Below are 19,329 nucleotides of genomic sequence, written 5' to 3'. Positions count from 1 at the left end.
CGTTCTGAAATCTCTCAGCTGTTGGGACCCGAATCTTATGAGTGAAAAATATGTTGTTACGTGGGATATGTTGCAAATACATGCCCGCAAACTGGCGCAACGTTTGTTGCCAGCCACACAATGGAAAGGCATCATTGCTGTTAGCCGTGGTGGTTTAGTTCCTGGTGCTCTCCTTGCCCGCGAATTGGGTATCCGTAATATCGATACCGTCTGTATTTCCAGCTATGATCATAATAATCAACGAGAACTGACAGTGATTAAACGTGCTGAAGGTGATGGTGAAGGTTATATCGTAGTTGATGATTTAGTTGATACTGGTGGTACTGCGAAAGCTATCCGTGATATGTATCCTAAAGCACATTTTGTGACTATCTTCGCTAAGCCAGAAGGACGGCCATTGGTCGATGATTATGTCGTCGATATCCCACAAAACACATGGATTGAACAGCCATGGGATATGGGTGTGGCTTTCTTAAAGCCTTTATGTGAACAATAAATATTGCGATTTTGCTTGGTATTATAATTCGATCAACGCAGCTTAATAATTCGCATATAATCACTGAAAGTGTAACTGATTTGATTTGAGGCTTATTAAGTTCAGATAAACCCGTTATCATAAGCAGGCGTATTCTTAGCTTGTGGCAGCAATAAATAAGTAAATACACGGTCATATTCGACATTATCGATAGGTTGGCTGTTTTATTATTTATTATCAGCACACAGAATTAAATTTAAAAGGGATGCGCAAGCATCCCTTTTTTTGTGGGCAATTCACAATCTTATTTATGGTCTTACGATGATTAAGCAAAACTTGTCTGAAAAACTGTTTAAACCCAAAATTAAGCAGACTGAAACATCCACATTGGTTTCATATTGTGATTTTACTGGAAACTCAATGAATACTCAGTCAGCCCTGAGTGGTTCACAGCATACGGGTTGGTATCGCATGATTAATCGTTTAATGTGGATTTGGCGAGGTATTACCCCGTTAGAGATTGAAGAAATATTAAGCCGAATTGCCGTATCTGACGCTCAACGTAGCGATGATAAAATGTTAGATACGGTGATTGGTAATCGGCCGGGTAATTGGTGTTTTGAATGGTCTCATCAGGCGATGTATTGGCAGCAAAAAGCGTTACAGTATGAAACGGGTCCTGATGCCCATAATGCTTGGTTACGGGCGGCAAATCTCTATAGTATCGCCGCGTATCCGTTTATTAAAGGCGATGAGTTAGCCGATCAAGCGACAGTATTAGCTTATAAGGCTTATGATAATGCCGCTAAATTCTCCAGTTATAAATTAAAAAAACTAACGTTTAAGCTTGAGGATAGAAAAGAGGTTAGCGGTTTTTTACATGTGCCAAGCGAAGGTCAAGGACCCTTTCCGACAGTATTGATGTGTGGGGCATTAGATAGCTTACAAATTGATTATTGTCGCTATTTTCGTGATTATTTACAGCCACAAGGAATAGCGATGCTGACACTGGATATGCCGTCTATTGGTTATTCTATTAAACAGAAACTGACCCAAGAAACCAGTACATTACACCAACAGATTATTAATCAACTGGTTAATATCCCTTGGATTGATCACACTCGATTTGGTGTTGTTGGGGTACGCTTTGGCGCTAATATTGCGCTGCGATTAGCCTATATGGAACCGACGAAGATCAAGGCTGTCGCGGTGCTAGGGCCGATAGTACATAGTTTATTAAATGATGAAAAACGTCAATATACATTGCCAAAAATGGAATTAGATGTTTTTGCCAGTCGTCTTGGTATTTATCAAGTCGATGGGCTAGCTTTGCGTCATGAACTCAGCTGCTACTCATTAAAAAATCAGGGATTATTAGGCCGTCGTTGTCCAGTTCCATTTATGTCTGTACATTGGAAAGATGATATTTATAGCCCGCGTGAAGAATCATTATTGATCATGCGTTCTTCGGTTGATAGTGATTTGCTGTCACTTCCGAGTCACCCTGTATTTGAAAGCTATCAAAAAGCGTTACGCGAAACCACTGATTGGATAGTGAGTAAAATTTTTTAAACTAATAGATATATTAGTTTATATAGTTAAATTTTATTTATAACTTGCTTATTTTTTAACTTTTGTTACAAAGGGATCTCATAACAGGAGATCCCTAATGGCACTACCTTTCGACTATTCAAATGGCAAGTATTTGAAAAAATTTATAGATTTAGGGCCTTATCTACGGGCGCTAAAATGCCAAAATGATCAATATTTCTTTGATAGTTTAGTGGTATGTATTAACACTAAAATAGAACCAGAAACGCGTGAATTTTGGGGATGGTGGCTAGATTTAGAAAAAACAGACAGTGAGTTTGTCTACCGCTACCAGCTAGGACGATACGATAATCAAGGTCATTGGCAAGCTGAGCCACTAGATAACCATGAAGTGTTATCTCCTATTGAACAAAATATTCAAGATTTTCATCAACGTCTTTGCACCGTGTTTGATACCCTCGAGTTAAAATTATTGCCTTCTCCCCAAATGACAAAATTTAGACTTAAATTAATCGCATAAACTTGTTTTAAACCAACTTTTTTGTAATTTTGCATTATGCCTGTTGGCATAATGCCTCTCAGCTGTTAAAACAGATAAACACTTTTTTTAATTATCCTAATGGCAGAAAAATGATGAATAATAGCCAAACATTGGTCGTGAAACTGGGCACCAGTGTGCTAACAGGAGGCTCACGTCGTTTAAATCAAGCCCATATTGTTGAGCTTGTTAGACAGTGTGCACAGCAATATGAACAAGGTCATCGAATTATTATCGTGACCTCTGGTGCGATAGCCGCCGGTAGAGAGCATTTAAACTATCCCGAACTTCCGGCGACAATAGCCTCTAAACAACTGCTGGCCGCGGTAGGTCAAAGTCGTTTAATTCAATTATGGGAGCGTCTATTTTCTATTTATGGAATTAATATCGGGCAAATGTTATTAACGCGTGCAGATTTAGAAGACCGTGAGCGTTTCTTGAATGCGCGTGATACGCTGCACGCGTTATTAGATAATGGAATTATTCCGGTAATTAATGAAAATGACGCCGTGGCAACCGCAGAAATTAAAGTCGGTGATAATGATAATTTATCGGCGTTAGCCGCAATTTTAGCCGATGCGGATAAACTTTTATTGTTGACTGATATTGAAGGATTATACGACGCTGATCCGCGCAGTAATCCACAGGCTAAATTGCTCCCCGAAGTGTATGAAATTAATGATCAGTTACGTCAAATGGCGGGCGGAAGTGTTTCTGGCTTAGGGACGGGGGGGATGGCGACAAAAATACAAGCAGCCGATGTTGCCGGCCGCGCGGGTATTGATGTGGTTATTGCTGCTGGTAATAAGCCGGGGGTGATTGGTGCGGTTATCGAAAATACGCCGGTAGGCACACGTTTTTACGGGCAAAAAAACCCGATGGAAAACCGTAAACGTTGGATTTTTGGTGCCCCAGCCGCAGGTGATATTTATGTCGATGATGGCGCACAATTAGCGATTATCGAAAAAGGCAGCTCATTATTGCCAAAAGGGATCAAGAAAATTGAAGGCGATTTTTCGCGTGGAGCGGTGATCCGTATTCGCAATATGGCCGGAAAAGATCTCGCCCATGGCGTTACACATTATAACAGCGATGCATTGCGGATGATTGCAGGGCACCACTCTCAAGAAATTACCACGATCCTTGGGTACGAACATGGTGATGTCGCCGTGCATCGTGACGATATGATTGTAGGCTAAGCTAGTAGGATAATTATGTTAGAACAAATGGGAAGCCAGGCTCGTGAAGCATCTTGGCAGCTTGCAGAGCTGAGCACACAACAAAAAAATGCCGTACTACTGCAAATTGCACAGTCATTAGATTCTCAGAGTGAAGAAATTCTAGCGGCGAATCAGCTAGATATGCAACAGGCGCAAGAAAGTGGTATGAGTGGCGCTTTACAAGATCGCTTATTACTAACCCCTGAGCGTTTACAAGCTATCGCTAATGATGTCAGAAAAGTTTGTCAATTAGCTGATCCAGTAGGCCAAATTATTGATGGCAACCAAATGGATAGCGGGCTTAATTTACAGCGCCGTCGTGTGCCGCTCGGTGTTGTCGGTGTGATTTATGAAGCTCGTCCCAATGTAACGGTTGATACTGCAGCACTGTGCTTAAAAACCGGCAATGCAGTGATCTTACGAGGCGGTAAAGAGACTCATAATACTAATTTAGCCGTAGTCAAAGTGATTCAAGATGCGTTACAACGCTGTGGATTACCGGCTGCTGCGGTACAGGCGATTAATAATCCAGACCGCCAATTAGTCACCCAAATGCTGAAACTTGATCGCTATATAGACATGTTGATCCCGCGTGGTGGTGCCGGGTTACATAAATTATGCCGTGAGCAATCAACCATTCCGGTGATCACTGGTGGAATTGGTGTTTGTCATACTTTTGTTGATCAGAGCGCAGATTTTGATAAAGCTTTAAAGGTGATTATTAATGCCAAAGTTCAGCGTCCGAGCGCTTGTAATTCGTTAGAGACATTATTGGTTCATCAAGCTATTGCTGCGGATTTATTACCTCGTTTAAGTCAAATTATGGCTGAACAGCAAGTGACTTTACATGCTACGCCAGCAGCGATGAACTATTTACAAGAGGGGCCGGCGACGGTGCTTCCAGTAACCGCAGAAAATTTAGTTGATGAGTGGTTATCGTTGGATTTAAATGTTGAAATTGTGGCGGATATCGATGCGGCTATTCAGCATATTCGTACTTTTGGGACAGCACATTCCGATGCTATTTTAACCCAATCAATTCGTCAGGCCGATTACTTTGTTCAGCGGGTAGATTCAGCGGCGGTATATGTTAACGCCAGCACTCGTTTTACCGATGGTGGTCAATTTGGATTAGGTGCGGAAGTCGCTGTTAGTACTCAAAAATTACATTCTCGGGGTCCAATGGGGCTTGATGCTTTGACTACCTATAAATGGATTGGCTACGGTGACGATTTAATCCGTCCGTAGTCACCATTTTTAGTTAACATAAAATGAAATAACGTAAATTAGGCCACACTTAATATGTGTGGCTTTATTTTTATTATTGATAAGTGTAAAAACAGTCATATTATTGGCTGAGTAATAAATGAGAATTATCAATTAAAATCATTAAGTAGCGGTTATTAGCCACATTAACAGGTATGGAATAGATAGCGATGCTTTATATTATTGGCCCTAGAGGGGCAGGAAAAACCACCATAGGCAAAAGATTAGCAGAGACTGCATCCTATCCATTTATCGATACTGATGCGTTGATCCTTCAGCGGGCAGGAATGACGATTGCTGAATTCGTTAAATTGAACGGTTGGGATCAGTTTCGTCAGTTAGAAACGGAGATATTAACCTCATTATCTCAATTACCTAGCGTGATATCTACAGGGGGAGGAATTATTTTAGCGCCAGAAAATCGGCAATTTATGAGAGATACCGGTACTGTTATTTATCTTAATGCTAGCGTTGATGTTCTCGCTGACCGCTTAAGTGCCGCGCCTGAAGCAGACCAGCGCCCAAGCCTAACGGGAAAATCTATCTTAGACGAAATATCTGAGGTCATGGCAACCCGTGAGCCTCTGTATCTATCAACTGCTCACCATATTATCGATGCACAAATGCCCGTCGAGACAATAGTCCGTCAGCTAATACAGCTTACGGGTGATTTATCAGTTTGATAGGCACTAGATTTAAGACAAATCCGCTAAAGTGATCATTTATATGCGGTAATCTTAGGATTAGAAAATAACTTATAGAGATACATTATGCTGGCAAAAGTGGTAACAGCAGTGCTGCGTTTTTTATTTAGAATTACAATAAAAGGAGATAAAAACGCACTATATCAAGATAAATGTTTAATTACTCCAAATCATGTTTCTTTTATAGACGGTATTCTGTTGGCACTTTTTTTGCCGGTAAAACCGGTTTTTGCGGTGTACTCTTCTATTGCTACCCCGAAAATGATCAAGTTGCTAAAACCTTACGCCGATATTGTACCTTTAGATCCGACAAGCCCGATGGGGATCCGACATTTAGTCTATGAAGTTGCTAAAGGTCGTCCAATTGTAATTTTTCCTGAAGGGCGGATCAGCATTCATGGCTCATTAATGAAAATTTATGATGGAGCGGGCTTTGTGGCGGCAAAATCTGGGGCAAAGGTGGTACCTATCCGTATTGATGGCGCTGAGCGTAGTCACTTTGGCCGCTTAAAAGGAATTATTAAACTACAGTGGTTGCCAAAAATCACCTTAACTATCCTACCAGCACAGACGATAGAGATGCCACAAGCACAGCGCTCCGCCGAACGCCGTCGATTAGCGGGCGAGCAGTTATATCAAATAATGAAAAACGCTCGTATGGCTTGTCGTCCACATCAAACGCTGGTGGAGGCATTCCTTGACAGCATTACTCGTTATGGTCGGCATAAACCTTGTATTGAAGATATTGCGCTGAAAGAAGACAGCTTGCAGGGATTATTAAAAAAAGTGTTGGGCGTAGGGCGAATTGTTGAGCGATATAGCGATGAAAATCAACGAATTGGCCTATTACTGCCGAATGCAACTATTACTGTTGCCGCTATTTTCGGGTCATTAATGCGTGGTCGAGTTCCTGCCATGCTGAATTATACTGCGGGAAGCCATGGTATCAGTAATGCGCTGAAGGCGGCTGAAATTAAAGTTATTTTTACCTCACGGCAATTTTTAGAGAAAGGTAATTTGCTTGCCCTGCCACAGCAAGTGACTGAAGCCGAATGGATTTATCTCGAAGATTTAAAAGATACCGTTACTTGGCAAGATAAAATATGGATAGTGAAACATCTTTGGTCACCGCATAAAGCCATGCTGCCACGTAAGCCTGAGGATGAAGCGATGATTTTATTTACTTCAGGCTCAGAAGGGACGCCAAAAGGTGTGGTACATAGCCACGCGAGTTTATTGGCAAATGTGGAACAGGTAAAAACTATCGCTGATTTTACACCTCGCGATCGTTTTATGTCCTCTTTACCCTTATTTCATGCTTTTGGTTTAACCGTTGGTCTGTTTATTCCATTATTTTCAGGCAGTCGAATTTTTCTTTATCCAAGCCCACTGCATTATCGAGTAATTCCTGAATTAGTGTACGATAAAAATTGCACTATACTATTTGGAACCTCTACTTTTCTCGCCAGCTACGCTCGTTTCGCCCATCAGTATGATTTTGCGCGTTTACGTTATGTGGTGGCGGGGGCTGAAAAATTGGCCGATAGCACCCAAAAATTGTGGTTCGATAAATTTGGCATTCGCATTTTAGAAGGTTATGGCGTGACTGAGTGTGCCCCTATTGTGTCGATTAATGTGCCTATGGCGGCCAAAGAAGGCACTGTAGGGCAGATATTGCCAGCGATGGAAGCGCGTTTATTACCTGTTTCTGGAATTGAACATGCTGGACGTTTACAGCTTAAAGGCCCGAATATTATGAAAGGCTATTTGCGGGTTGAAGCGCCGGGTGTGATTGAACCACCCGCGGCCGAAAATGCCCAAGGCGTTAGTGAACCAGGCTGGTACGATACTGGGGATATCGTCGCTTTAGATAATGAAAACTATTGTACTATTCGTGGACGAGTCAAACGTTTTGCTAAATTGGCGGGTGAAATGGTGTCATTAGAAAGTATTGAGCAAATGATTTTCCTGCTTTCGCCAGATGCACATCATGCAGTGGTGACGAAACCGGATAGTAGCAAAGGCGAAGCATTAGTCCTGTTTACTACCGATAAATCATTAGATCGCTCCGCACTTTCTCAAGCGGCAAAAGAGAAGGGATTGACCGAATTAGCCGTTCCTCGAGATATTCGCTATCTCAAAGAGTTACCGGTATTAGGAAGTGGTAAACCAGATTTTGTTAGCTTGAAAAAAATGGCCCAACAGGACTAAATTATGCCCCAAGAAAATCATGATTTGCCCTTACTTAGTCAAGGAATGAAGGCGGTTCTATTAACTCAGTTTCTCTCTGCGTTTGCGGACAATGCCTTGCTGTTTGCTTTGCTTGCCCAATTAAAAGCCGAATTTTATCCCGAATGGAGCCACCCAATTTTACAGATAGTATTTGTGCTGACTTATATTATTCTGGCACCATTTGTCGGGCAGATTGCCGATAGATTTTCCAAAGGCAGAGTCATGTTATTTGCTAATCTATTTAAGTTTGTCGGCGCATTTGGGATCTGTTTGGGGCTTAATCCTTTCTTATGCTATGGCTTAGTTGGGATTGGCGCGGCTTCTTACTCACCGGCTAAATACGGTATTCTGGGTGAGTTAACATCAGGCAATCAATTAGTTAAAGCCAACGGTATCATGGAAGCATCAACTATCGCTGCGATTTTAGTCGGATCCGTTGCGGGAGGATACCTTTCTGATATTAGTCTATTTTTAGCGCTCGGAACTTGTACCGTGCTGTATGCCTTGGCAGTTGCGGTCAATTTTGCCATTCCTCATCTTGCACCAGCACGACCGGCAACAGGCTGGAATTTTTTATTATTAATCAAGAATTTTATTATTGCTTGCCAGTCATTATGGGCAAATCAAGAAACGCGCTTTTCTTTAGTCGGGACGAGTATGTTTTGGGGCGCAGGGGTTACCTTGCGATTTTTACTGGTGGCCTGGGTGCCGATTGCGTTAGGGCTACAAGATAATACCACACCGACGATTTTAAATGCCATGGTAGCCCTAGGTATAGTGATTGGCGCGGGATTAGCCGCTAAATTTATCACTTTAAAAACAGTTCGTCGCTGTATGCCCGCGGGGATTTTTATTGGTGTTATGGTGATATTTTTATCCTTACAAAGCCAGCTCATCCCTGCATCTATGCTATTAATTACCCTTGGTATTTTTGGCGGATTATTTGTTGTTCCGTTGAATGCCTTACTGCAAGAAAAGGGCAAAGCCACTGTAGGGGCAGGAAATGCTATTGCGGTGCAAAACTTAGGCGAAAATAGCGCAATGTTGATTATGCTGGGCCTGTATTCCTTGGCAATGAAAGTGGGTTTATCAGTGATCAGTGTTGGAATAGGTTTTGGCGCTCTTTTTGCTATGGCTATCGGTGGTTTGTGGGTTTGGGATAGCGTTCGCAAAAAAACTAACTAAAGGGTCATCGAGTTATGAAAGATGAGAAATACCTCGAAGAGTTAAGTCTTCAGCTGGGACAACAACTGCGTCAATTGGGTAAAACTGTCACTAGTGCGGAATCTTGTACCGGTGGATGGATAGCTAAAGCACTGACCGATATCGCCGGGAGTTCGGCTTATTATGAGCGTGGTTTTGTGACTTACAGTAATGAAGCAAAACATCAGATGATAGGTGTCAGCTCGCAAACCTTAGAAAACTATGGCGCGGTTAGCCAGCAGGTTGTCTTAGAGATGGCCGAAGGTGCATTAAATCAAGCTAATGCCGATTTTGCTATTTCAGTGAGTGGTATTGCTGGGCCTGGCGGCGGTACGCCAGATAAACCGGTCGGCACCGTATGGTTTGGATTTGCGCATAAAATTGATGAGAATAATCTTTCACTGAGCGCACATCATTGTATATTTGAAGGAGATCGCCATTGCGTACGTCTGCAATCGGCTATCTTTTCACTTGAAACGTTATTGCAACAAATCACTAAAAAATTTGCTTGATACTGTATGATTATACAGTATAATTAGCATCAACAAACCGAATTCAAATCGTATTATTAGCAATGAAACAATCATTGCATTAAGGGAGTCAGCATGGCTATTGATGAAAACAAACAGAAAGCACTTGCAGCAGCACTGGGTCAAATTGAGAAACAATTTGGTAAAGGCTCTATTATGCGTCTGGGTGAAGACCGCTCGATGGATGTCGAAACCATATCAACAGGTTCTTTGTCTCTTGATGTAGCCTTGGGGGCTGGTGGCCTGCCACTCGGTCGTATTGTTGAAATTTACGGGCCTGAATCTTCCGGTAAAACGACTTTAACTTTGCAAGTTATTGCTTCTGCACAGCGTGAAGGTAAAACCTGCGCATTTATTGATGCTGAGCATGCTCTTGACCCTGTTTATGCGAAAAAATTGGGCGTTGATATTGATAACTTGTTGTGTTCACAACCTGACACTGGCGAACAAGCATTAGAAATTTGTGATGCATTGACTCGCTCAGGTGCCGTTGACGTTATTGTTGTTGACTCCGTTGCCGCATTGACACCAAAAGCTGAAATTGAAGGTGAAATTGGTGATTCACATATGGGACTGGCTGCACGTATGATGAGTCAGGCAATGCGTAAGTTAGCTGGTAACCTTAAAAATTCCAATACCTTGTTAATTTTCATTAACCAAATTCGTATGAAAATTGGTGTGATGTTCGGTAATCCAGAAACTACAACGGGTGGTAACGCGCTGAAATTTTATGCTTCTGTTCGTTTAGATATCCGTCGTATCGGTGCGGTGAAAAACGGCGAAGAAGTTGTCGGCAGTGAAACGCGCGTTAAAGTGGTAAAAAATAAAGTTGCAGCACCATTTAAACAAGCTGAATTCCAAATTCTGTACGGTGAAGGCATTAACACTTATGGTGAATTAATTGATTTAGGTGTTAAACATAAATTAATTGAGAAAGCCGGTGCTTGGTATAGCTATAAAGGCGATAAAATTGGTCAAGGTAAAGCGAATTCCACCAATTATTTGAAAGAGCATCAAGATATCGCGACAGAAATCGATCATAATCTGCGTGAGATGTTATTGAATCACGCCGGGGAATTCAGCAGCGCCGCTTCAGATTTCGAAGCTGAAAAAGACGATGCTGATAAATCAGAAAAAGAAGAATTTTAATCTGTGGCTAATAGCTAACAGACTGTAATAGAAATCATAGTTAGTCATAGAATGGCCTAAGTATGCTATTACTATAGCATGAATACTTGAATTAAAGCGTTGTACTGTATTTGCAGTGCAGCGCTTTTTTATTTATATTACAAGTGGTTTGATGATTAATTAATAGATCTAATCGTAAAATAACCCCTAAATAGGGGAGTTAACACACTTTCAGAAAATATCTAGACGCTCTACAATAGTGAAGGCGAATGGATGTATCAAAATTTTACTTCTATAAGAAGACACTTTATCTTATTAACTACTTTTAACTGAAGAGTTGATTTGAGTTGATATTGCATCCATCTCAATAATTCGTAATTCATTTTTTCAGCTTGATATCGGGATAAATATGAGCAAAAGCACCGCTGAGATCCGTCAAGCGTTTCTCGACTTTTTTCATACAAAAGGTCATCAGGTTGTACCAAGTAGTTCGTTGGTACCAAACAATGACCCGACATTATTGTTTACTAATGCAGGGATGAACCAGTTCAAAGATGTATTTCTTGGATTGGACAAAAGATCGTATTCCCGAGCGACGACCTCACAACGATGTGTGCGGGCTGGTGGTAAACATAATGATTTAGAAAACGTAGGCTACACAGCACGCCATCATACTTTTTTTGAGATGCTGGGTAATTTTAGTTTTGGTGATTACTTTAAACACGAAGCGATTAATTTTGCTTGGGAATTACTTACTGGCAAAGAATGGTTTAATTTGCCGCAAGAAAGATTGTGGGTCACCGTTTATGCCACAGATGACGAAGCTTATGATATCTGGAACCAGCAGGTAGGTATCCCGGCTGAGCGTATTATTCGTATTGGCGATAATAAAGGTGCACCATACGCGTCAGATAACTTTTGGCAAATGGGAGATACCGGTCCTTGTGGCCCTTGCACCGAAATTTTTTATGATCATGGTGATCATATCTGGGGCGGCCCTCCAGGAACTCCTGAAGAAGATGGCGATCGTTATATTGAGATCTGGAATATCGTCTTCATGCAATTCAATCGTAAATCAGATGGCACTATGGAACCGCTGCCTAAGCCTTCTGTTGATACAGGGATGGGGCTTGAGCGTATTACAGCAGTATTGCAGCATGTTAATTCTAACTACGAGATCGATTTATTCCGTGAACTGATTGCTGCGGCGGCTAAAGCTACTGGTGCGACGGATTTAGACAATAAATCGTTACGCGTTATTGCAGATCATATTCGTTCTTGCGCATTCTTAGTCAGCGATGGCGTGATACCTTCAAATGAAGGTCGTGGCTATGTTCTGCGTCGTATTATTCGTCGTGCTGTGCGCCATGGTTATATGCTGGGTGCGAAAGAAACCTTTTTCTACAAATTAGTCGCGCCATTAATCAAAGTTATGGGCGCAGCTGCGGATGAGCTACATCGCCAACAAGCTACTGTCGAAAAAGTACTAAAAACAGAAGAAGAACAATTTGCGCGGACATTAGAACGTGGCTTGCAGTTACTTGATGATGAATTAGCGGCATTGAGTGGAGATACTCTCGATGGTGAAACTGCATTCCGTTTATACGACACTTATGGCTTCCCAATTGATTTAACAGCAGATGTTTGTCGTGAGCGTAATCTAAAAGTAGATGAAGCTGGTTTTGAAACAGCGATGGAAAATCAACGTCGTCGTGCCAGAGAATCCAGTGGTTTCGGAACCGACTATAATGATTTAATCAAAGTTGAGAAAGATAGCGAATTCTCTGGCTATGCGCACAATGCTCAACAGGCGACAATCACGGCAATTTTCCGTGAAGGTCAACCGGTGGACACGCTAAATGCCGGTGAAGAAGGGATCGTTATTCTGGATAAAACAGCATTTTATGCAGAATCAGGTGGGCAAGTCGGTGATACCGGTAAGCTAGTTAGTGACAGTGCGCTATTCAATGTCGCAGATACGCAAAAATACGGCCGTGCTATCGGTCATATTGGTAAAGTCGAGTCTGGTAGTTTAACCGTAAATCATCGTATAGAAGCTCAGGTTGACAGTGAAAGACGTGATGCTATCCGTTTAAATCACTCGGCAACCCACTTAATGCATGCGGCATTACGCCAAGTGCTGGGTGAACATGTTTCTCAAAAAGGTTCTTTAGTTAACGATAAATATCTGCGTTTTGACTTCTCACACTTTGAAGCAATGACGGATGCGCAATTACGTCAAGTTGAAGATATTGTAAATGCTGAAATTCGTAAGAATTTACCGATTGAAACTGAATTGATGGATTTGGAAGCAGCCAAAGAAAAAGGCGCTATGGCGTTATTTGGTGAAAAATATGAAGAACGAGTTCGTGTTCTGAGTATGGGCGAGTTCTCGATTGAACTGTGTGGTGGTACTCATGCAAGCCGCACTGGTGATATTGGTTTATTCCGTATTATGAGTGAATCAGGAACCGCAGCGGGTATTCGTCGTGTTGAAGCAGTGACGGGTAAAGGTGCACTGGCAACTGTTCATCAGCAGTCAGATCAACTTTCAGCTATCGCTCACTTACTGAAAAGTGATATCCATACCGTAACAGATAAAGTTAAATCTGCGTTGGATAAAACACGTCAGTTAGAGAAAGAACTGCAACAATTAAAAGATCAGCAAGCGTCACAAGAAAGTTCATCTTTGAGTAGCCAAGCTAAAGATGTGAAAGGCGTCAAATTACTGGTTAGCCAATTAAGTAATACCGAACCAAAAATGTTACGTACCATGGTTGATGAATTAAAAAATCAGCTCAAGTCTGCAATTATTGTACTTTCTACAGTAAGTGGTGGTAAAGTCAGCTTAATTGTTGGTGTGACTCATGATTTGACGGCTAAAATAAAAGCAGGTGACTTGATAGCGTACGTGGCGCAGCAGGTTTGCGGTAAAGGCGGTGGACGACCAGATATGGCTCAGGCTGGTGGTACGGATATTGAAGCCTTACCCGCGGCTTTAGCAACGGTAGAAGCATGGGTTGAGTCAACATTACCCTAGATCCACCTGAAAGTTACCTCTAAGGGAGGTAACTTTCAACTGTTGCTATATTGTTAAATCATTCGGGGCAGTGTTATATTGAGTTTTGGCTATAATTATAATGATTGCCTCGTTAACATTGACGCTTTAGGTGAATATCATTGCTTTACGTTTTCACGGTGTGTGATGGACAATAGCGGGGAAACCTAGAGACCCGACTCTTTTAATATTTCAAGGAGCAAAGAATGCTTATTCTGACTCGTCGAGTTGGTGAAACACTCATGATAGGCGATGAGGTAACAGTTACAGTGCTGGGCGTTAAAGGAAACCAAGTTCGTATTGGTGTTAATGCACCCAAGGAAGTTTCTGTTCACCGTGAAGAGATTTATCAACGGATCCAGGCCGAAAAATCCCAACCAGACAACCAATAATATCGATATTAATAGCTATAATATCGATAACTATAGTATTAATAATAGTTAAGCGTCCTGCTCTTTTATGTCAATAGCGAAAGAAAGGACGCTGTATCTTCTCACTATCTCTAGTGGGATGACATGATTATTGCTTATATCCTCTCTGATTTATTTATTAATTTATTCTGATTTTTATCAATTCCACTTTTTTATTCACTTTGTAAGCAAATTAACAAAGCCAATCAATGGACTCCCCATTAATTAGGTTTGATTTGAACCGATTATATTTCGAACAGGCTCGATGCTTTTCGCTCCATGGTTATTTAATGTTACTGTTTATCGGGCTCTAAACGTGGTGAAAATAACATTTATCATCACCGATGCCCCATGGATTATTATCAGTATTAACTGTTGATAAAACCTGCTTTTTGTTGTTAAATCGTTCATCTTGATTGCGAATTGTGCAAACAAACCAAATAATTTAAAAACTTTGGAAAAAATGTTTGACTTCTAAGTCTATGGAAGTAATATGTGCGCCACACAGAGACGAGATGTTGTTAAGCAACTCTCTGTGAGCTAGAAGATGGTGAGGTGGCCGAGAGGCTGAAGGCGCTCCCCTGCTAAGGGAGTATGCGGTCAAAAGCTGCATCGAGGGTTCGAATCCCTCCCTCACCGCCATTTTAGTACTTGCATCCGTAGCTCAGCTGGATAGAGTACTCGGCTACGAACCGAGCGGTCGGAGGTTCGAATCCTCCCGGTTGCACCATATTCTAACCCCATAAATATAAATGGGGTTTTATTTTGGAATCTAAGTTTAGTTTTCCGAAATTGTGCAAAGAAACAAATAGTAAGTAAAAGTAGCATCGATAAATAACTGTCAAATAGATAGTTAATAAAAGTAGTAAGTTAGTAAAGTGATATGACGTTGCATCCGTAGCTCAGCTGGATAGAGTACTCGGCTACGAACCGAGCGGTCGGAGGTTCGAATCCTCCCGGATGCACCATCTTTAATTAGCGAATGCTAAAAAGACTATGATTATATCGCAATACATAAAAACTGAAGCTTGCCACGAATTTTGCATCCGTAGCTCAGCTGGATAGAGTACTCGGCTACGAACCGAGCGGTCGGAGGTTCGAATCCTCCCGGTTGCACCATATAAGAAAGCCTCATCATTTGATGAGGCTTTTTTTTTGCCTAAAAGAGTATTTTTTAGTGCTCCCCTTTTTCCATACGCCGCTGGGATCCGCTAGTTATTTCATAGCTAATCTTCAATTAAATTCATAATATGTTGTATTAGTACAGTATATTGCGCACATCTAGACAGCGACAATTTGTTCGGTTTACGTTAAAGTAAACACCTTTCTAGAAATAAAACATTATTATAGGCGGGAGGTCAAATTGATCCCGGACGTATCAAAAGCGCTCTCATGGTTAGAGGCGCACCCCGAAGCACTTAAAGGTATTCACCGAGGTATAGAGCGTGAAACGCTGCGAGTAACCCCTGAAGATGGAATAGCAACGACATTGCATCCTGATGAACTAGGGAAAGCGTTGACCCATAAATGGATCACTACTGACTTTGCTGAATCTTTATTAGAATTTATAACCCCAGTAGATAATAATATTAGCCACACGCTAGCCTTTTTGCGCGATTTACATCGTTATACGGCAAGGCATTTGCATAATGAAAGAATGTGGCCATTAAGCATGCCATGCTTTATTGGCAGTGAAGATAAGATCACACTGGCTCAGTATGGCAACTCGAATCTTGGTCGGTTTAAAACACTGTACCGCGAAGGATTAAAGAATCGTTATGGTGCACTAATGCAGACTATTGCTGGTGTTCATTATAATTTTTCATTACCTATCGAGTTTTGGCAAGCCTGGGCGGGTATTGAAGACGAAGAAAGTGGTAAAGATAAAATTTCTGAGGGCTATTTCCGTCTAATTCGCAATTACTATCGCTTTGGTTGGGTTATTCCGTATTTATTCGGAGCCTCTCCTGCTATTTGTCGTTCATTCCTCAATGATAGAGAAACTAGCCTGTCGTTTGAAGAGACTGATGGGGGAACTTGCTATTTACCTTATGCGACTTCCTTGCGTATGAGCGATTTAGGCTATACTAATAAGTCGCAGAGTGATTTAAATATCACATTCAATCATCTTGATAGCTATGTTGAAGGATTGAAAAAAGCGATTCATAAGCCATCTGCTGAATTTGCTGAGTTAGGTGTGAAGAAAGACGGTAAATATCGTCAATTAAATACCAATGTATTGCAGATTGAAAATGAGCTGTATGCACCAATTCGCCCTAAACGTGTGCCAAAAAATGATGAATCGCCTTCAGATGCATTATTGCGAGGTGGCGTTGAATATATTGAGGTGCGCGCACTAGATATTAATCCATTCAGTGCAGTGGGTGTGGATGAAACCCAAATTCGTTTCCTTGATCTGTTCTTAATTTGGTGTGTCTTGGCTGATGCCCCAGAGATGGACAGTAAAGAGCTAGATTGCAGCCGTAAAAACTGGAATCGAGTTATTTTAGAAGGGCGTAAGCCGGGGCAAGTTATCGGTATTGGCTGTGGCAGTGAAATGAAGCCATTAGTTGAAGTCGGTCAACAGCTGTTTAAGGACTTGATCCGCGTCGCTGAAGTTTTAGATACTTGCTGCGATTCAAAATATCAGGAAGTTTGCCATCAATTTTTGACTATGTTTGAAGATCCAACACAAACGTATTCTGCACTGGTTTTGGATAAAATGTTAGCACAGGGTATTGGTGGTTTTGGGCTTGAATTGGCAGATAAATACTTTGAACAGCTAATTAGTGAACCGTATGAAGTCATTACAGAGGCGCAATTTGATGAAGCGCGTAAAGCCTCTGAAGAGAAGCAATCGATGATGGAAGCTCAATCTGATGAAAGCTTTGAAGACTATTTGCAGAAGCATGCAGGTCGCTGATAAGAAAATGGCCACTGATGCTAGTGGCCAAAGAAAAAGTACTCAGAGAATTAGGGATGATAACTAATGATGCGTCTTTCATAAATTCAGACACGCTGTTGATAAAAAGGTTTCATTTATTTTAGCAAAATAAATATTAATTTCTCAGGAGGTCAAAAAATGCCGTTATTAGATAGCTTTACCGTCGACCATACCCGCATGGCTGCACCTGCGGTACGTATAGCAAAAACAATGAAGACACCTCACGGTGATACGATTACTGTTTTTGATTTACGTTTTACCGTGCCAAATAAACAGGCTATGACAGAAAAGGGTACCCATACTCTTGAGCATTTATTTGCTGGGTTCATGCGTAATCATTTAAATGGCAATGGTGTTGAGATTATTGATATATCCCCTATGGGATGCCGTACAGGCTTTTATATGAGCTTAATTGGTCAGCCTGATGAGATGCGTGTCGCTAAAGCCTGGAAGGCTGCGATGGAAGATGTATTAACAGTTAAAGACCAAACCAAGATCCCTGAACTTAACGTTTATCAGTGCGGCACTTATGAAATGCACTCACTGAAAGAAGCTCAGGATATTGCCCGTAATGTTGTAGGTGCAGAGATTGGTGTGAATAAAAATGAGGATCTTGCTCTACCCGCAGATAAATTGGCAGAATTACATATCTAACGGTTATCAATATCTGAGTGTTAATAATAAACAAAGGCCCTGTAGACAAGATGATTTATAGGGCCTTTTAACTTGAAATAATGATTAAAACTACAGCAGAAATAATAATTAATGCGAAGTATTGCTGTCGTTAGTTTCTGTATTCACCATGCCAGCCGGAATTATTTTTACTTGTTTGATAATATTTTCACTGATAGATAAGACTTCGACTAAATAATTATTAATGATTATTTTTTCACCAACTTCAGGAATATCACCGAGCGCTTCTAATACAATCCCATTGATTGTTCTAGGCCCATCAAGCGGTAAGTGCCAATCAAAGGCCTTATTGAGATCACGAATATTCGCCGAACCATCTACCAAAACGCTGCCATCTTTTTGGCGTAGAACCTCTTCGGCTAGCGAAGGGGACATTGAGGTGGTAAAATCACCGACAATTTCCTCGAGAATATCTTCAACCGTGATCAACCCTTGAATATCACCATATTCATCGACAATGATGCCAACCTTTTCTTTATTGCGCTGGAAGTTAATTAGCTGAATATTGAGCGGAGTACTGTCGGGAATAAAGTAAATTTTATCCGCAGCTTTCATCAAATTCTGTTTATCAAACTGCTGTTTTTCCATCATTAAACGATAGGCTTCACGTACTCTGAGCATGCCAATACTGTCGTCTAATGAGTCACGATAAAGAACTATTCTGCCATGCGGCGAATGAGTTAATTGACGGATAATTGATTTCCAATCGTCGTTAATATCAATACCGACGACTTCATTACGTGGCACCATAATGTCGCCGACTGTGACTTTTTCTAAATCAAGAATTGAGATTAGCATATCTTGATTACGCTGACTCAGCTTGGTTCTCGATTCATTGACGATAGTTCGGAGCTCTTCTTTACTGACGGCATCACTACGAATAATTGGTGATTTAATTCCGCAACAGCGCATAAATAGTAGAGTGATTTTATTAAATGACCACACCACGGGGAACATCAGTTTTTGCAGAGGTTGGAGGATAAAACTGCTCGGAAAGGCCACTTTTTCTGGATATAGCGCCGCGATGGTTTTTGGCATGACTTCAGAAAAGATCAAAATAATAATGGTTAGTATCCCGGTAGCAATAGCAACCCCTGCATTACCGTATAACCGCATACCGATGATAGTGGCTAAAGCAGATGCCAGAATATTGATCAAGTTATTGCCAATCAAAATTAAACCGATGAGGCGATCAGGTTGTTTTAGCAGGGCTTCTACACGTCGGGCAGACGTATTTCCTTGCTTGGCTAAATGCCTCAATTTATAACGATTGAGTGACATCATGCCGGTCTCTGAGGCCGAAAAATAGGCTGATACGACAACCATTACAATCAGAATAATTATTAGCGTACTCGTTGAAACCTCATCCAAAACAGT

At 41.3% G+C, this 19,329-nt stretch carries 15 protein-coding genes and 4 tRNA genes; 18 read left to right on the top strand and 1 reads right to left on the bottom strand.

Translation table 11 applies throughout. The annotated features are described in order from the left end of the window. Positions 1–37 precede the first annotated feature (37 nt). The 18 genes from gpt (at position 38) to luxS (ending at position 17,913) form a co-directional block, all read left to right on the top strand. Positions 38–496: a xanthine phosphoribosyltransferase gene (gene gpt / locus M992_RS13845; protein WP_053909119.1), complete on the top strand. Its 459-nt coding sequence runs from the start codon at positions 38–40 to the stop codon at positions 494–496. Positions 497–796: 300 nt separating this feature from the next. Further along, positions 797–2,047: an esterase FrsA gene (frsA, locus tag M992_RS13840; protein WP_053909118.1), complete on the top strand. Its 1,251-nt coding sequence runs from the start codon at positions 797–799 to the stop codon at positions 2,045–2,047. Between the two features lie 97 nt (positions 2,048–2,144). Beyond that, positions 2,145–2,546, top strand: coding sequence for a sigma factor-binding protein Crl (gene crl, locus M992_RS13835; RefSeq protein WP_053909117.1), 402 nt, complete (start codon positions 2,145–2,147; stop codon positions 2,544–2,546). Positions 2,547–2,659: 113 nt separating this feature from the next. Beyond that, positions 2,660–3,763 carry a glutamate 5-kinase gene (proB, locus tag M992_RS13830; RefSeq protein WP_053909168.1) on the top strand — a complete coding sequence of 368 codons (1,104 nt, stop codon included), beginning with the start codon at positions 2,660–2,662 and terminating at the stop codon, positions 3,761–3,763. A 15-nt stretch (positions 3,764–3,778) separates the two neighbouring features. Further along, positions 3,779–5,032, top strand: coding sequence for a glutamate-5-semialdehyde dehydrogenase (gene proA, locus M992_RS13825; RefSeq protein ID WP_053909116.1), 1,254 nt, complete (start codon positions 3,779–3,781; stop codon positions 5,030–5,032). Positions 5,033–5,220: 188 nt separating this feature from the next. Continuing rightward, the gene (gene aroL, locus M992_RS13820) at positions 5,221–5,733 is read left to right on the top strand and encodes a shikimate kinase AroL (protein ID WP_053909115.1); all 513 of its coding nucleotides are present in this window, start codon (positions 5,221–5,223) and stop codon (positions 5,731–5,733) included. 87 nt (positions 5,734–5,820) lie between these two features. After that, positions 5,821–7,965 carry a bifunctional acyl-ACP--phospholipid O-acyltransferase/long-chain-fatty-acid--ACP ligase gene (gene aas / locus M992_RS13815; protein ID WP_053909114.1) on the top strand — a complete coding sequence of 715 codons (2,145 nt, stop codon included), beginning with the start codon at positions 5,821–5,823 and terminating at the stop codon, positions 7,963–7,965. A 3-nt stretch (positions 7,966–7,968) separates the two neighbouring features. Further along, positions 7,969–9,171 (top strand): lysophospholipid transporter LplT, encoded by a 1,203-nt coding sequence (gene lplT, locus M992_RS13810; RefSeq protein WP_047255011.1) that lies wholly within the window; start codon positions 7,969–7,971, stop codon positions 9,169–9,171. 14 nt (positions 9,172–9,185) lie between these two features. Further along, entirely contained in the window at positions 9,186–9,701 is a 516-nt protein-coding gene (gene pncC, locus M992_RS13805) for a nicotinamide-nucleotide amidase (protein ID WP_047255012.1), read from the top strand. Positions 9,702–9,794: 93 nt separating this feature from the next. Next, on the top strand, positions 9,795–10,868 hold the full coding sequence (recA, locus tag M992_RS13800; protein ID WP_053909113.1) for a recombinase RecA: 1,074 nt from the start codon (positions 9,795–9,797) through the stop codon (positions 10,866–10,868). 388 nt (positions 10,869–11,256) lie between these two features. Beyond that, entirely contained in the window at positions 11,257–13,887 is a 2,631-nt protein-coding gene (gene alaS, locus M992_RS13795) for an alanine--tRNA ligase (RefSeq protein WP_053909112.1), read from the top strand. A gap of 224 nt (positions 13,888–14,111) precedes the next feature. Continuing rightward, positions 14,112–14,297, top strand: coding sequence for a carbon storage regulator CsrA (gene csrA, locus M992_RS13790; RefSeq protein WP_047255015.1), 186 nt, complete (start codon positions 14,112–14,114; stop codon positions 14,295–14,297). 567 nt (positions 14,298–14,864) lie between these two features. Further along, positions 14,865–14,957, top strand: a tRNA-Ser gene (locus tag M992_RS13785). 11 nt (positions 14,958–14,968) lie between these two features. Then, positions 14,969–15,045, top strand: a tRNA-Arg gene (locus M992_RS13780). A gap of 161 nt (positions 15,046–15,206) precedes the next feature. Continuing rightward, positions 15,207–15,283 (top strand) — tRNA-Arg (locus M992_RS13775). 74 nt (positions 15,284–15,357) lie between these two features. Next, positions 15,358–15,434: transfer RNA gene (locus M992_RS13770), tRNA-Arg, on the top strand. 244 nt (positions 15,435–15,678) lie between these two features. After that, positions 15,679–17,238 (top strand): glutamate--cysteine ligase, encoded by a 1,560-nt coding sequence (gene gshA, locus M992_RS13765; protein ID WP_053909111.1) that lies wholly within the window; start codon positions 15,679–15,681, stop codon positions 17,236–17,238. A 159-nt stretch (positions 17,239–17,397) separates the two neighbouring features. After that, a complete protein-coding gene (luxS, locus tag M992_RS13760) occupies positions 17,398–17,913 on the top strand; it encodes an S-ribosylhomocysteine lyase (protein ID WP_053909110.1) in 516 nt (171 codons plus the stop codon). Between the two features lie 108 nt (positions 17,914–18,021). Here luxS and M992_RS13755 read toward each other — a convergent pair whose 3' ends face one another. Then, positions 18,022–19,323, bottom strand: a complete 1,302-nt coding sequence (locus M992_RS13755; protein ID WP_053909109.1) for a CNNM domain-containing protein — start codon at positions 19,321–19,323, stop codon at positions 18,022–18,024. Positions 19,324–19,329 lie beyond the last annotated feature (6 nt).

Source organism: Moellerella wisconsensis ATCC 35017 (assembly GCF_001294465.1).
In the GTDB taxonomy this organism is placed as follows: Bacteria; Pseudomonadota; Gammaproteobacteria; order Enterobacterales; family Enterobacteriaceae; genus Moellerella; species Moellerella wisconsensis.
The sequence above is the reverse complement of the archived record's forward strand: the minus strand, read 5'-3'. Positions and strand labels throughout refer to the sequence as shown.